This is a genomic window from Vibrio sp. E14 (assembly GCF_020515785.1).
GTDB lineage: Bacteria > Pseudomonadota > Gammaproteobacteria > Enterobacterales > Vibrionaceae > Vibrio > Vibrio diabolicus.
This window is the reverse complement of the sequence record NZ_JAHPJI010000001.1, coordinates 1,106,645-1,122,103: the sequence shown is the minus strand read 5'-3', so window position 1 is coordinate 1,122,103 and position 15,459 is coordinate 1,106,645. Positions and strand designations below refer to the sequence as shown.

Genomic DNA, 15,459 nt, shown 5'->3' with positions numbered 1-15,459 from the left:
TCAATGAAAATTTAATGACAAGTTTAAAGAATATTAAAAATAGGTCGCATAACATATGTTTTTACGGTGCAAAATAAAACAAATTTAAAACATGAAAATTATTGATAGGATAATTGCGTGTTTTAGGTGGGTTAATTGATGCTAGCTTACGCCCAATTGTGTATATCGCTTCTTGAAAATAAGTCTTATTACTTTCTTAGTTTTATGGACTTTGAGATTTTTGTATTTACTAAATGAGGTATAAGCTCTTGGTTGGACCATCAAAATTAACCGCACAAACCTATGTTGTAATCGGCCTAGATGGTCAAATTAAAGCTTTTGCGTCTAAAGAAAACTTGTTACCGGGAGAAGTGGTCGTTGAATTAGTAGAAGGGAAGATCCAACCTCAGCATGTATATATTGCTGACACAGGAGGTGAAGCTCAAACTGATTCTACCGACAAGCTTGCGAAAATATTAGAGGCTATCGAAAAAGGACAAGACCCGAGTGAACTAGGTGATGAATATGCTACTGAAGCTGGTGAAGTTACGGGTTCAAGTTTGACAGCCTCTGGTACTGTTGAACGAACGGGGGCAGAAGTACTAGCAAGTACTTTTTTTGAAACCGCCGGCGTGACGACAGAGCAAAGTACAACGCTATTTAATATTTCTCGATTCACAACCTCAGAGCTTGGTGAAACTGAAGCGTTGATTGATGGTGAAGATAGAGGTGCCGTTCAAGAAGACGTGACGCTTGGAACTTCTGGCAACCTCAGTGTTACTGATCCAAATACAGGTGAAGCGTTATTCCAATCACAGAGTGAGGTTCAAGATAGTTATTGGGGCGTCTTCTCAATTGATGCTTTCGGTAACTGGAATTATCAGCTGAATAATGAGCACGAAGAAGTGCAGGCTTTGGATCATGACAGTGACCCAGTCATCAGAAGTATTACCGTTTTATCTGTAGATGGCACTGAGCATGAAGTTGTGATCTCTATTACGGGCACCGAAGACGCGCCAGTCGTGACGGGTACGTTCACCGGCAAGGTGACCGAAGGTAATCTCGGTGATGTCGCGACCGCAACAGGCCCCATCACCATCTCTGATGTTGATAACGGCGACGATCCGATTTTTGCAAACACCAACGTTACGGGCACCTACGGTGAGTTGGTATTGGTGGATGGTCAGTGGACGTATACGCTGGACCAAAGCCAGGTTCAACAGCTGGACGAGGGTGATCAGGTACAAGATACCATCACCCTGACGGCAACCGATGGCACCCAACAAAACATCGTGATTGATATTACGGGCACCGAAGACGCGCCAGTCGTGACGGGCACATTCACGGGCAAGGTGACCGAAGGCAATCTCGGTGATGTTGTGACCGCAGCAGGTACCATTACTATTTCTGATGTTGATAACGGCGACGATCCGATTTTTGCAAACACCACCGTTACGGGCACCTATGGTGAGCTGGTATTGGTGGGTGGTCAGTGGACGTATACGTTGGACCAAAGTCTGGTTCAAGAGTTAGATGAGGGTGAGCAGGTGCAAGACACCATCACCCTGACGGCAACCGATGGCACCCAACAAAACATCGTGATTGATATTACGGGCACCGAAGACGCGCCAGTCGTGACGGGCACGTTCACCGGCAAGGTGACCGAAGGCAACCTCGGTGATGTCGCGACCGCAACAGGTACCATCACCATCTCTGATGTTGATAATGGCGATGAGCCAGTGTTTAGCAACACTACAGAGACGGGTACCTACGGTGAGCTGGTATTGGTGGATGGAAAGTGGACGTATACGCTGGACCAAAGTCAGGTTCAGCAGTTGGACGAAGGTGATCAGGTACAAGACACCATCACTCTCACGGCGACCGATGGCACCCAACAAAACATCGTGATTGATATTACGGGCACTGAAGACGCGCCAGTCGTGACGGGTACGTTTACGGGGTCGGTGACCGAAGGCAACCTCGGTGATGTCGCGACCGCAACAGGCACCATCACCATCTCTGATGTTGATAATGGTGACGATCCGATTTTTGCAAACACCAACGTTACGGGCACCTACGGTGAGTTGGTATTGGTGGATGGTCAGTGGACGTATACGCTGGACCAAAGCCAGGTTCAACAGCTGGACGAGGGTGATCAGGTACAAGACACCATTACTCTCACGGCGACCGATGGCACCCAACAAAAGATCGTGATTGATATTAAGGGCACCGAAGACACGCCAGTCGTGACAGGTACGTTTACCGGTAAGGTGACTGAAGGCAATCTCGGTGATGTCGCGACCGCAACAGGTACCATTACTATTTCTGATGTTGATAATGGCGATGAGCCAGTGTTTAGCAACATTGCCGTTACGGGCACCTATGGTGAGCTAGCATTGGTGGATGGTCAGTGGACGTATACGCTGGACCAAAGCCAGGTTCAACAGTTGGACGAGGATGAGCAGGTGCAAGACACCATCACCCTGACGGCAACCGATGGCACCCAACAAAACATCGTGATTGATATTACGGGCACTAATGATGTTCCTGAATTTGTTAGTGGGAGTAATGACAACTTTGGTCTGGATGCCCAAGGTAAAACCGACATCGATAGTTACCAGTTTAGCGTTGATGAAAACAGTCAATCGGGTGTAATTGGAAAAGTAAATGCATTCGATGTCGATCAGGACAGTCAGATAACGTATCACTTAAACGGTCATAGCGAACTGTTTGAAATCAACAGTCTTACCGGTGAGATCAGTGTCAAAAATGGTGCAAATCTGGACCATGAATCTATCGATAACTACCAGCTAGAAGTGGAAGCTCGTGACCAGTTTGGCGGTAAAGACACCGCTCAGGTCGAAGTGTTGGTTCGCGATATTAATGAAGCCCCTATTGCTGAAGATGATAAGGGCATTGAAAAAACAACCAAGACAATTGACCAGAGCAACTGGGATGACAGTGCTGATATCACAGTTGATTATTATGTGATTGATACTCGATCTGGAAACAAGGTTTCTGATGCATCGAAAGCTGATTATGTTGGTGACGGCGACCACAAATATGGCGTTAGTTCTGCGCTAGACAGCGGCTCAGACCGGGTTCAAGATGGTCAGATTCGATATGATGATGCAACCGGACAAAGTGAAGCAATGCGCTTCTCCTTTGCTAATGGTCAGGTTGCCGATCATGCTGAAGTTGAAGTGAAAAACCTATGGACAGACACTTCGAACGGTAGCTGGGAGCCTGGTATTGAGCGCGGTGTTTGGAAGGCTTACTACAAAGGTGACTTGGTTGCGACAGGTGTGTTTGAAGGTACCCGTGGTGGTAATCAAGTAGTCAACATCAATGCAGATGGGCGTTTCTTCGATAGTATTGAAATGTCTACTACCAGCTATAAAGACGGTGTCATTGATCCTAAAGGCTCAGAGTACTTTATTACTCAGGTATCAGCGGACCTGACGACCTTTGATGACGCTTACCAGACCAACGGCTCAGGCACTTTAGAGCTGGATGTTCTAGCGAATGACAGCGACCCGGATGGTGACGCTCTGACTATTATCGACTATCCATCAGAAAGTTTCCTTAATCTGCAAGATGGTAAATTGGTCTTTGATGCGGCCAAGTACCTAGAGTCACTGCCAGCTGATCAACAAACCCTGAAAACGGGTGAAGTGAAAGATTATACCTTCGAATACACCATCCGTGATGACGATGGTCTGACTGATAAAGCAAAAGTTACCGTTAGTGTGATGGGTGAGCCTATGTCGCTCAGCGATGCACACGCAGCATTGGATGAATCTCAAGTTGGCACGGATACTGGCGTACATGCTGAAGGCAACTTTATCGCAAACCTCGGGTCTGCAACGGAGGCTGAATATCACTTCAACGCCGAGCAAAACCTAGGTGGTTTCACCAGCGATGGTAAAGAGGTTGTGTTTGAAGTGAGTGCAGATCAGAGCACTCTAACTGGTTATACTGGAACAGGTGCCGATCGCATCAAAGTGGTTCAAGCCAACATAGATAACAAAACGGGTCATTTCACAGTTGATCAACATATGCCTCTTGATCATGCGGAGCATGGGGCGGACATGCTGGATATCCGCGCTAGCGTCGAGGTGGATGCCGGAGGTCAGTCTGAGAGTGCCACCTTGCATCTGAATGTAACGGATTCATTACCGTCATCGTCTTCAGCTCACTACGAAATAAATGATGTTGATTCACAAAGTAATAGTGTTGTGATTGCACTTGATGCGTCAGAATCAATGCTCGACTGGGTAACAGATGCAGACGGACAATATGTTACTCGCTGGCAACTTGCTCAAGACTCTATTAAGTCAATGTTTGAGCAATACCAAGATTTGGGTCCAGTAAGTTTTAGAATTGCAACTTACAGCGGACAACCATCTGGCCAGATTTCTGAGTGGCTAGATTCTGCCGAGGCCATTGATGCCTTTATCTCTGGTATACATCCATATGCATCGACGCCATATAACCAGGCCGTTGACCAAATAAATGAAATACTTAGTGATCCAGAAGATGATGCATTGCTTAGTAATACCGATACCCAGCTTTACTTTATCTCAGATGGTCGACCTTCCGATTTTACCTATTGGACAAATCAAACGAACGTGGGAGAAATTCAAACCCGTGAAAACTTGATTAAGTGGTCAACATCAGATGATTTTGAAAGTGAACAGCGTTATCAGGACATAGTGAATGGTCGGGTTCAGCCTACTTCTGAAGAAGAGGGCATCATTCTGCAAAATGCGATGGAAAATGGCATCAGCAGTAGCGGTCAGGATGTTGAAAATATCTGGTCTGTCGGTATCGGTAATGGTGCGTCTCTGGAACATCTGGAGTCGATCGCGACAGATAAAGGCAGTGCTATTGTCGTTGTAGATGATTCTCAGATTGTGGATTTGCTTAGTAAAACGGTCTCAGGCCAGTTGCAAGGCAACCTTCTGGATGACATTGGCGGTGATGCTCAGTGGGTAGATCACATCACTATCGATGGCGAGATATATTACTACAACAAAGTAAACGGTGATGTCACTACCAGCGATGGCACGAAAATATCGAATCATTCTCTGGCACAGATTGATACCAACCACGGCAAGCTGACCATTAACTTTGAAAATGGTCACTACGACTATCAAGCGAGCAATGTTGTAGGTCATCAACAAGAGAAGCTTGACGTTACGGTTATCGATGCTGACGGTGATACTACAAATAGCGAAGTTACCATTGATATCCGAGATCGCGCACCAGAATTCATCAGTGTCGGTGATACAGACCAAACCCATGGCACCGATGCCAACGGTATGCCAACAGAAGATACGGCAAGCTTTGACGTCGCTGAGCAAGAAGTTGGGGTATTAGTCGGCCAGGTGGAAGCGTTTGATCCGGATGGCAGTGACACCATAAAGTATGAATTGAGTGGTGGTGATGCTGATCTATTCCGTGTTGACTCGAATAGCGGTGAGATTTGGCTGAAAGATGGTGTAAAACTGGATCACTCGACTCAGCAAACGTATCAGTTGGAAGTGTCTGCAAGCGATGGTGTTGATACCGATACAACTCAGGTTATCCTGAATGTCACTGAGAACCATGCCCCAACCTCATCTCCAGTCCAGGGCTTTGCTCAGATGGAAGACTTACCGATCAATAAAGTGACGGTAGTGTTCGACCACTCGAACAGCATGACCCGTACCTTTGACGGTGAAAATACCGTGGGTCGTGATGCAACCGCACCGAAAACTGAATCGAGAGCTTACAAAGCTGCTGCTGCGTTACATTCCATGGTTGAAAACATGATTGCCGATGGAGGAGAATCAAACACTTATATCCGCCTGGTACGTTTCGACGGTGATACATCCACACATAGCTGGCTGACCTTGAGTGAAGTTGAGTTGATGACACGCCCACCAGAGATGAATGGCCGTGATTCAAACGATTTAAGTTTCCAAAATGAAGTGTCAGAATATGTGCGTAACTGGTGTGACGTAGAATACGGTACCAATACGGATTACGATAAAGCTTTAGAGGCTGCAATGGAGCCTGGTGAGGCAAGTAATGCCGTTTACCCTTGGCAGGATGGTTGGGACTATTTCGGTCCAGAAAAACCGTCAGAGAGTAAGGACACCATATTCTTTATCTCAGATGGCGAACCCAACCCTAGCGAGGGCGCTGTTACTTCTCCTGATCTAACCGAGCGCTGGGAGGATTACAAACAGACTCATGACGCCAAGGTATATGGGATTGGTATTGCTCTCTCTGATAATGTCAAAGCAGCAGAGGCTCTAGATGAGCTTAGCGACAAAGTGGTGTTTATCGACTCAGGTGAAGACTTGGGGCAGTACCTAAACCAGTTCTCTCCCGATCCAATTGCCGGTGAGTTACTGGCGGGAAGCCAGGACGCTGATGGTGATAGCATGACCATTTCTTTGGCAGAAGGCGATTTCACTCTGTTGGGCGCAGATCTGCACGGTGTAACCGTAAATCAGCCGTTAGTTTCTTCAACCAGTGACGTAGATGGTCAACTTCATATCCAGACAGCGTTCGGCACTTTGGAAGTGTCATCCAATGGCAGTTATAGCTTTACTCAAAACGATGATATTACTCTACAGGGTGACCAGCAGGCGGATTTACATTTCTTGTTTAAAGTGTCTGATGGTAAAGGTGGCATAAGTGAAAACGTCTTTACACTTACATTGAACGATTCTGGCACCGATATTGTGCAAACTGAGCGCCATGCGTCGGTGGGAGATGAGTTTGCGAATAGCATCACTGGTGGCGAAAGCATTGATATTTTGCTAGGTCAAGCAGGTGAAGATACGTTGAATGGTGGCGCAGGCGATGACATTCTGGTTGGTGGGCTTGGAAACGATATCCTGATGGGAGGCCTAGGCAGTGACATCTTGACAGGTGGAGAGGGTATTGACACCTTCACCTTTACTCAAGAATCACTGGACATGACGTCATCAAGAGATGTGATTAAAGACTTTAGGCTGGATGAAGACAAGTTGGATTTGAGTGACATTCTTGAGTTTGTCGGTGACGACACAACGGATATGGATAACTTGTTGGAACACGTAAGCGCAGACTACGATAGTGCCCAAGATACTCTGAACTTGACGATTACTGGAGAAGACAGCAACACAATGTCCGTGGCATTAGAGAACTTTGATTTATCAGGGTTGGAGCTAGGGTCGTCAGCGACATCTTATGAAATCGTTGATCAGCTGTTCCATCACCAAGTTTTTAGCGTGGATTAATATTACCTGAAGATAAAGTTATTTTAGTAAACAGCACCTGATTGAATCATCAGGTGCTGTTTTTCTTTATCTGCCGCTGTTAGCTACCGACTTTTTGCTTAACCACTTTACAAATTAGCAGTAGTAAATGCACTGCTTCTGCACTTTAAGTGGTTCTTTGGTTACATGTTTTGATAGCTTGGTCCGCCACCGCCTTCTGGCGCTTTCCATGTGATGTTTTGTGAAGGGTCTTTGATATCACAGGTTTTGCAATGCACGCAGTTGGCGGCATTTATCTGAAACTTCAACTTATTGTCCACTTCCACCACTTCGTAAACCCCAGCGGGGCAATAGCGCTGACTCGGTTCGTCATACATACCCAAATTCACATCAATTGGAATGTGAGGATAAGTCAGAACAAGGTGGCAAGGTTGGTTCTCTTCGTGCTGTGTTCCCGACAAAAATACCGACGAAGGCTTATCAAAACTGATTTCACCATCTGGTTTTGGGTATGCAATTGGTTGGCACTCTTGTTTAGGTTTTAACTGTTCGTGATCGTACGAATAGTCCTTGACAGTCCAAGGTAACTGCTTCTTAACCAGTGGTTGCCATAGGTTATGCTCAAATGTCGAAAGTGCACCGCCCAGTATGCTGCCAAACTTGTGGATGTTCGCACCAAAGTTACGTGTTTCGGTGAGCTCGTCATACAACCATGATGATTCAAACAATGACTGGTAGTCTGGCTCAGAAGCTCCAGTTTGTCGGGCGGTATATACAGCTTCTGCTGCAATGATTCCGGATTTCATGGCTGTGTGGCTGCCTTTAATTTTAGCGACATTCAAAGTCCCTGCATCACAACCAATCAATAAACCGCCGGGGAATTGCTGTTTCGGCAGAGAAGAAAGTCCACCTTTTGCAATGGCTCTTGCACCATATGCGATACGTTGGGCACCTTTTAGGTGTTGCTCGATAGCTGGATGATGCTTAAAGCGTTGAAACTCGTCAAACGGGCTTAAGTAAGGGTTACTGTAGTTTAAATCTACGATCAAACCGACCGCGATTTGGTTGTTCTCCATGTGATAGAGAAAACCGCCGCCAGTGGTATTTGTCTCGCTCAAAGGCCAGCCAGCGGAGTGGATAACACTGCCGGATACATCCTTGCTGTCAGAGGGTAATTCCCATATCTCTTTTAAGCCAAGCGCGTAGTGCTGAGGTTGCTTGCCTGCGTCTAGGTCGAACCTTTGAATAAGTTTTTTACCCAGATGTCCGCGACAACCTTCAGCAAAAAGGGTGTATTTTGCCTTTAGCTCGATACCTGGCTCAAAGTTAGATTTGGCTTGGCCGTTCTTATCTAGTCCCATGTCGCTCGTATTAATGCCTGTCACGACGCCACTCTGATCATAATTGATGTTTGCAGCGGCAAAGCCAGGAAAAACTTCCACCCCAAGACTTTCTGCTTGGTTAGCGAGCCAACGGCAAAGGTTGGCAAGGCTAATTACATAATTATTTTCGCCATTTATCATTGGACGTGGCGTAATGAAATGAGGGACGCGAATATGGTTTTGCTCAGTAGTAAGATAAAGGAAATGGTCTTGCTGAACTGAGGCTGATAGCGGGGCATCCATTTCTTTCCAATCGGGGAAAAGTTCATCCAAGGCATTGGTTTCAAAAACAGCGCCAGATAAAATATGTGCGCCCACTTCTGACCCTTTTTCTACAACGCAAATTGAAAGTGCGTCACCTTCACTATCTTGGTTGAGTTGAGCTAGGCGACAAGCGGCACTTAAGCCCGCAGGTCCGGCTCCCACGATCACGACATCAAACTCCATGCATTCTCGTTCCATCTATCTGCTTCCTTTCTATTATCGTCATCTGTGTGACAGGTTTTGGGTTTCTATACAGAAAACTATAGCTCAGTTGACGTTAACGTGAAGTGAACTAAGCTCAAGTAATGGATCTGACGTGTTATACGAGGCATGACCATGGACGACCAACCATTAGCAACACTTGTCATTGCGGAACATGACAACCAGTCCTTGGCTGTAGGGACGCTGTGTGCAATTAAAGCGGCATTTGATATCAAGGATGATGATAAATCGCTTCCTGTTTCTGTATTGCTTATTGGTTATCAGTGCCAATCGGTTTTGGATGAGTTGAAGTGCGTTAAGGGCGTTGCAGAAATTATCTGGATTGACGCAAAGGAATACGAGCATGGGTTAGCGGAAAACATTGCGCCTTTGATTTCACAAGTAGCCAAAAATTACTCACACATTCTTTCTCCTGCCAGCACGTTTGGTAAGAATGTGATGCCTCGCGTGGCGGCGTTGCTCGATGTAGGGCAACTTTCGGACGTGATGACCATCGAGTCTATCGATACGGTGATTCGTCCCATTTATGCCGGGAATGCATTGGCGAGAGTCGCGTCGAACGACCCCTTTAAAGTGATGACCATACGAAGTACGGCTTTTGATGCCCTAGATCTGTCAGACACACCAGTTGTCCCTAAGGTTACTCAAGTCGATACAGTGATTATCAACAAACTTAGTGAGTTTATTTCGCAGCAAACGCCAGAAAGTGAGCGACCAGAATTGCCAGCGGCTAGAGTGGTGGTATCGGGTGGTCGTGCATTCGGGAGTAAAGAGAAGTTTGCTTTAGTCGAACAATTGGCTGATAAGCTAGGTGGAGCGGTAGGAGCGTCCCGAGCTGCGGTTGATGCGGGGTATGTGTCTAATGACCATCAAGTCGGGCAAACTGGTAAAATTGTTGCACCTGAATTATACATTGCCGTCGGAATTTCTGGTGCTATTCAACATTTAGCGGGAATGAAAGACTCAAAGGTGATTGTCGCAATTAACAGCGATCCCGATGCGCCTATTTTTGACATCGCTGACTATGGGTTGGTCGGCGATTTATTTGAGGTGATGCCGGAGTTGCTAGAGAAGCTGTAGATATAATCTGTTCTCTCAAACAAAAGGCTTCCGAACTGGAAGCCTTTATCATTTGGTTTTTACCAGTTACTTTTCGCTCGGGCGTTGCAGGTGTTCTGCAAGCACTTTAGTAAACCTTGCTGCTTCACCACCAGTACAAGCGCGATGATCAAACGTTACGGATAGCGGCATTGCTTTCACCGAAATTGCTTGACCATTTCTTATCACCACTCGGTCGAGTATTCGACCAGCACCAACAATAGCGACTTGCGGAGGTGTGACGACAGGTGTCGCGTAAATGCCGGCAATCGCTCCGAAGTTGGAAAGCGTAATCGTCGCGTGCTGTAATTGCTCTCGACCGATTTTTCTCTCTCTGATCCCTTCAACAGTTTGATCGAGCCAACGACGAACATCTTGTGGCTCGTATTCATCTGCGTGGCGCAATACGGGTACGTACAAGCCATGACGGCTATCTACAGCAATACCAAGGTTAACTGTATTGTGCACGCAACGCGTCATGGTTTCTGCATCAAACCAAGCATTTAAAGCGGGCTCTTCCTGACACGCATGAACAATCGCTTGAACTAGGCGGATACTGATGTCTTCGTTCGGCAGCCAGTCTTCCAGCAACGCTTCTTCTGTAATGGTCACGGCAGCAACGTGCTCGTGTGACTCAGTCATCGAGGACACCATGGTGCGTCGAGCACCTTTCAATACTTCTGTGCCCGGACGCTGTTTTCCGGCTTCGTCGTAAATGTCGGCATCAACGATAAGACCGTTTGGACCACTGCCTGACACGAGATTAAGATCTACCCCAAGTTTTTGTGCCAATAGACGAGCCGACGGTAGAGCAGTAACTAGATTACTCTCAGTCGTGTTGTGATTGCCTCCAATCCAGAAGTCATCGACGTTAACGTGATGCGCTTGATGAGAAACATTGCCGACAACGGTTGCGGCGTCAGCGGTCTCTTTTTTCTCTACCGTTGCCCCGCGCTCTGCGCCAGTTTCGTCAATTTCGAGTAGCAATGCGCCAATATTGACGATATCACCTTCTTCCCCATGGCGGCTGACTACACGGCCCGAGTAGGGGGCGGGAACGTCGACCGTCGCTTTTGCTGTCTCGACAGTTAAGATCACTTGATCCAACTTAACCATGTCACCGACATTAACGTGCCATTTTACAATTTCTGATTCAGCGAGGCCTTCGCCGAGATCGGGTAAGTTAAACGTCTTCATTTCCAATCCTCCACGAGTTCGCGCGCTGCGGTCACAATGTCTTCTTCCTGAACCATGAAATAATCTTCGTTACGGTAATAAGGCATAATGGTGTCCATTCCAGTTACTCGTTTAGGTGGGGCTTTTAATAAGCACATGGCGTGTTCGGCTGTTCGAGCTAAAAGCTCAGAGCCCACACCACAAGTTTTACTCGCTTCATGAACAACGAGTAAACGTCCGGTTTTTTCTAGTGAGCTGAAAATCGTTGCGGTATCAATTGGCTTAATGCTCGCCAAATCAATCACCTCGACTTCAATCCCTTGACTAGATAAGGTCTGTGCGGCTTGAAGTGACTCTACGACGCATGCGCCCCAAGTAACAAGCGTGATATCTCGCCCCTTACGTAAGGTGAAGCAGGTGTCGAGTGGAAGTGCTTCGCCATTATCAACGACTTCAGATTTTACGGTTCGATAAATGCGTTTCGGTTCGAAGAACATGACAGGATCATTACTTCGAATCGCGGCGAGAAGCAGGCCGTATGCGCGTTGAGGTGAAGAAGGAATCACTACTTTAAAGCCAGCAGTGTGCGCAAATAGCGCTTCTACACTTTCTGAGTGGTGCTCTGGAGCGTGAATACCGCCACCAAATGGCGCACGAAAAACCGCAGGGCAAGTGAGGCGACCGCGAGTTCGGTTACGCATGCGTGCCGCGTGGCACATTAAGTGCTCCATTGCCGGAAAAACAAAACCTTGAAATTGAAATTCGGCGACAGGTCGTAATCCTTGCGTTGCCATGCCGACCGCAACACCGCCGATTAACGCTTCAGCGAGTGGCGTATCGATCACTCGTTTGAGACCAAACTCTTGTTTGAGCCCTACGGTGGCACGGAATACGCCACCATTATCACCTACGTCCTCACCTAACAAGACAACATTTTGGTCTTGTTGCATTTCGTGGTGCAGAGCGAGGTTTACTGCTTCAACTAACGTTAGCTCAGCCATGTTTGCCTCCCTGCATTCGCATTGCTTTGTTGATGAGTTCATCTCTTTGAGCGTGAAGCTCTTGGGGAAGCGATTCATACAAATAATCGAACCCAGTTTCAGGTGCTTGTGACGGTAAGCTGAGGTAGCGCTCAACTGCCAGTTCCACTTGTTCCTTGCAGTATTCTAGCCATTGTTGCTCTTGTTCATCGCTCCAAGCTCCTTGATTAAGGAGATACGTTTTAAGACGTGCTATAGGTTCGTATTGCCATGCGGTTTGAACATCGTCCTCTTTACGATAACGAGTCGCATCATCGGCAGTAGTGTGGTCACTTAATCGGTAACTGACCGCTTCGATGAGTGTTGCGCCTTTCCCTTTTCTCGCTCTCTCAAGTGCGGTCTTAGTTGCATCATAAACGGCGACGACATCGTTACCATCTACCGTAATGCCCGGTATACCAGCGCCTTGCGCTTTTTCTGATAAGAAATCGGCAGCACATTGAAGGCTACGCGGCACTGAAATTGCCCACTGGTTGTTATTCACAACGAAAACAAGTGGAATATTCCAAGCACCCGCACAGTTTATTGACTCTAGAAAATCCCCTTTGGATGTACCGCCATCGCCGCACATGACTAGCGCAGCTTCATGGTTACCTTGAATTTTCAGTGCGGAAGCCACCCCGACAGCGTGTGTACATTGCGTCGCAATGGGGACACAGAATGGAAGATCTCGGCTAGGAATTGGGCTGCCCTCAGGCGCAAAATCACTACCGCGCTCATCACCGCCCCAGTATTGAAGGTTCTTCTCCATGCCAATACCACGACACCACATTGCGGGCATATCGCGATAATAAGGGACAAATACATCATCGGCTTTCAGTGCTCTGCCGACCGCAATGCCGATGGCTTCAGCACCTAGGTGCGAAGGGTAGGTCCCTAACTTGCCGGTGCGTTGCAACGCAACGGCTTTGTTGTCGTAAGTGCGAGTTAATACCATGTCTCGGTAAAACCCGACCAAAGTTTCAGTGTCAGCCCAGTTGGGTAGTTGGCCGACTAGGTCCCCATGATGGTCGATAAACCGATGCATGGGTAATGCCTGAACGTTCATCTCAAGCTCCTTTTGACGCTGCGTGTCTTTTGGACTGCAGCTGTTCATATCAAACCAGAGTTTGTATGGGTACTCAAACTCTGATATCAGCGCAAAGGCCATACCTAAGGTTGCTTGTGTTTTCTATAGCTGTAGGCATCTGTACGTCCTTTAAACTATTTTTCGATAACACCGCTGCGGCTATTTCATCGCAAGACACAGAGAAACATTTTTTCTGCATCTAACCCTCTAACTAAATCGTGGTATAGCCAGATACAATAAGTGTAAACAAATTGTTAAATTGTGCTTCATTTTGACTTTTGACCAGTAGTAAAGTTTTGCTTACACCCTAATTTGGCAGAGTAATGTGCTGTTATTTTGCTATTGGTATTTTTAAACTCGAATTTAATTACTGGTTAATGAAACATATTTGCAACAAAGTTTGGCTGTAAAATTTGACAAAGTGAGTCATTATTAATGAATCAACTCAAGTAGTTGTTATGTGTTGTATTGAGATTTTTTGTTGTACCCGAAACTCCGGCCTTATGAGAATACATAACTTCTTCCCAACAGAGTGGAATCAGGGTAGGGTGACGGCATTACAAATGTATACCCTCGGCGGTCCTTGAGCTTATCAACAGTAGATGGTGCTCAAGTCGAAGTGATTATGGAGAAATTATGTATCACGCTCATGTTTATTTTCCTTTAAGAGAACAAGATAAAGCGCAAGCCTTGAACGAGATCATCCGTCAAGAGCGTCAAGATGTGCTGCGTGTGTTTCCTTTGGTTGGAAGATTGGTTGGCCCACATAAAATGCCGATGTTTGAAATTCACCTAGAGTCATTGAGTGAAGAGTTTTTAGCTTGGCTCGATACGATTCGAGGTGATTTTTCTGTGCTTATCCATCCTGTGAGTGAAGAAGAGTTGCTCGATCATACGGAACGCGCGATTTGGCTGGGTAGAGAGATTGGTGTATTTGAAGAGAAGCTAGAGAAATAGCTGTTCTTCCCGCATGTATGACCGCTTTGAATGCTTCTCCCCTCATCGCGGTCACCGTAGCAAGTTAGCGTTTTCATGTTCGTTAATAAGTCGCGATTTCCTTTTCTCCATTCTGCAGGCCCTGTTTTTGTGTGCTAAACCTACAAGTAGGTTTTTGAGCTTAAGCATCAGTGAGACCATGTTTCTGTTTAGCATGTCGTTAAATAAGTTTTGGCAGCAATAAAATAATAAGTTCAGATAAATGAAATAGGTATAGCAGGGAAGTGCAGTTTACGACCCCAACGCCATTGGCAGTGGAGCCGATAATTTCTGAGGGGGAAGGGTATGTTTTCGATACTCTTGGTCATACTTTCACTGTATATATTTTGGTTGTTGTTTCGCAACGGACCTGCATTCGCCGAGCGCGTCGCTCATCAAAAACGTAACTGGGTTGGACCTACCGCCAACAAAGAAGAATGGCGAGGATATTGTACGGATGTATTTCAGCCGTTCAGTTCTCAAACGACTTTTTACGCCATCGCTTATTTTGCGAATTATATTGCAGCAGCAAACGCGATATCTTGGTCAACAGTATATGAAGGGGATTACCCGATCATCATAAGCCGATTTGGTAGCTACTTTATTTTAAATACTCACGATTCACTAGTGGTTGCAGGGTTTATTGCGCTTGCTTTCTTTATCATCAATTGGCAGCTTGCCATGCACTGTTCTGGTATTCTTAGTCAGTATCTAGTGCGGATTCTTATTATCAATCGAACGCGCTTTGTTGCGATTAGCTTAGTGTTTTGCAGTTACTTTGCGTATCTCTTGACTGTTGGTATTTTCTGGTTGTTCCATGACGGTTATTCGATCTGGCACGGGTTAACGCTTACTCCTGTATTCTTATTATTAGCGTTATTGGTTGCGGTTGTTTTGCCATCTATGAAAAAAGAGAGCAATAAACCTTAGATAGACTTGCCACGTTAAATTACACACGATTTTAGGATAGTAATTCCTATGCCATTAAGTTAGCATTG

At 46.3% G+C, this 15,459-nt stretch carries 8 protein-coding genes; 4 read left to right on the top strand and 4 right to left on the bottom strand.

All coding sequences use genetic code 11. The annotated features are described in order from the left end of the window. The first annotated feature begins 248 nt into the window (after positions 1 to 248). Positions 249 to 7,256 carry a VCBS domain-containing protein gene (locus LIX84_RS04790; RefSeq protein ID WP_226420772.1) on the top strand — a complete coding sequence of 2,336 codons (7,008 nt, stop codon included), beginning with the start codon at positions 249 to 251 and terminating at the stop codon, positions 7,254 to 7,256. A 161-nt stretch (positions 7,257 to 7,417) separates the two neighbouring features. Here LIX84_RS04790 and LIX84_RS04785 read toward each other — a convergent pair whose 3' ends face one another. After that, a complete protein-coding gene (locus LIX84_RS04785; protein WP_226420771.1) occupies positions 7,418 to 9,079 on the bottom strand; it encodes an electron transfer flavoprotein-ubiquinone oxidoreductase in 1,662 nt (553 codons plus the stop codon). 138 nt (positions 9,080 to 9,217) lie between these two features. Here LIX84_RS04785 and LIX84_RS04780 point away from each other — a divergent pair, with 138 nt between their 5' ends. Further along, positions 9,218 to 10,183, top strand: coding sequence for an electron transfer flavoprotein subunit alpha/FixB family protein (locus tag LIX84_RS04780; protein WP_226420770.1), 966 nt, complete (start codon positions 9,218 to 9,220; stop codon positions 10,181 to 10,183). Between the two features lie 66 nt (positions 10,184 to 10,249). Here the strand turns inward: LIX84_RS04780 and LIX84_RS04775 are convergent, their stop codons facing one another. The 3 genes from LIX84_RS04775 to pdhA are packed head-to-tail and all read right to left on the bottom strand — an operon-like array spanning position 10,250 to position 13,465. Beyond that, positions 10,250 to 11,398: a dihydrolipoamide acetyltransferase family protein gene (locus LIX84_RS04775; RefSeq protein WP_047009272.1), complete on the bottom strand. Its 1,149-nt coding sequence runs from the start codon at positions 11,396 to 11,398 to the stop codon at positions 10,250 to 10,252. Next, complete coding sequence (locus tag LIX84_RS04770; protein ID WP_145535255.1) at positions 11,395 to 12,378, bottom strand: alpha-ketoacid dehydrogenase subunit beta; 984 nt, start codon at positions 12,376 to 12,378, stop codon at positions 11,395 to 11,397. The genes LIX84_RS04775 and LIX84_RS04770 overlap by 4 nt, the downstream gene beginning before the upstream one ends. Further along, complete coding sequence (gene pdhA, locus LIX84_RS04765) at positions 12,371 to 13,465, bottom strand: pyruvate dehydrogenase (acetyl-transferring) E1 component subunit alpha (protein ID WP_012842500.1); 1,095 nt, start codon at positions 13,463 to 13,465, stop codon at positions 12,371 to 12,373. The genes LIX84_RS04770 and pdhA overlap by 8 nt, the downstream gene beginning before the upstream one ends. Before the next feature lie 657 nt (positions 13,466 to 14,122). Between pdhA and LIX84_RS04760 the strand changes: the two genes are divergently transcribed. Further along, entirely contained in the window at positions 14,123 to 14,443 is a 321-nt protein-coding gene (locus tag LIX84_RS04760; RefSeq protein WP_005375836.1) for a DOPA 4,5-dioxygenase family protein, read from the top strand. Positions 14,444 to 14,767: 324 nt separating this feature from the next. Further along, a complete protein-coding gene (locus LIX84_RS04755) occupies positions 14,768 to 15,391 on the top strand; it encodes a hypothetical protein (protein ID WP_005395624.1) in 624 nt (207 codons plus the stop codon). Positions 15,392 to 15,459: the final 68 nt, after the last annotated feature.

What these genes read in the sequence shown, in the direction of transcription:
- LIX84_RS04785 (WP_226420771.1), bottom strand. Translation starts at nt 9,079, where the DNA reads ATGGAACGAGAATGCATGGAGTTTGATGTCGTGATCGTGGGAGCCGGA.
- LIX84_RS04780 (WP_226420770.1), top strand. Translation starts at nt 9,218, where the DNA reads ATGGACGACCAACCATTAGCAACACTTGTCATTGCGGAACATGACAAC.
- LIX84_RS04775 (WP_047009272.1), bottom strand. Translation starts at nt 11,398, where the DNA reads ATGAAGACGTTTAACTTACCCGATCTCGGCGAAGGCCTCGCTGAATCA.
- LIX84_RS04770 (WP_145535255.1), bottom strand. Translation starts at nt 12,378, where the DNA reads ATGGCTGAGCTAACGTTAGTTGAAGCAGTAAACCTCGCTCTGCACCAC.
- pdhA (WP_012842500.1), bottom strand. Translation starts at nt 13,465, where the DNA reads ATGAACGTTCAGGCATTACCCATGCATCGGTTTATCGACCATCATGGG.
- LIX84_RS04760 (WP_005375836.1), top strand. Translation starts at nt 14,123, where the DNA reads ATGTATCACGCTCATGTTTATTTTCCTTTAAGAGAACAAGATAAAGCG.
- LIX84_RS04755 (WP_005395624.1), top strand. Translation starts at nt 14,768, where the DNA reads ATGTTTTCGATACTCTTGGTCATACTTTCACTGTATATATTTTGGTTG.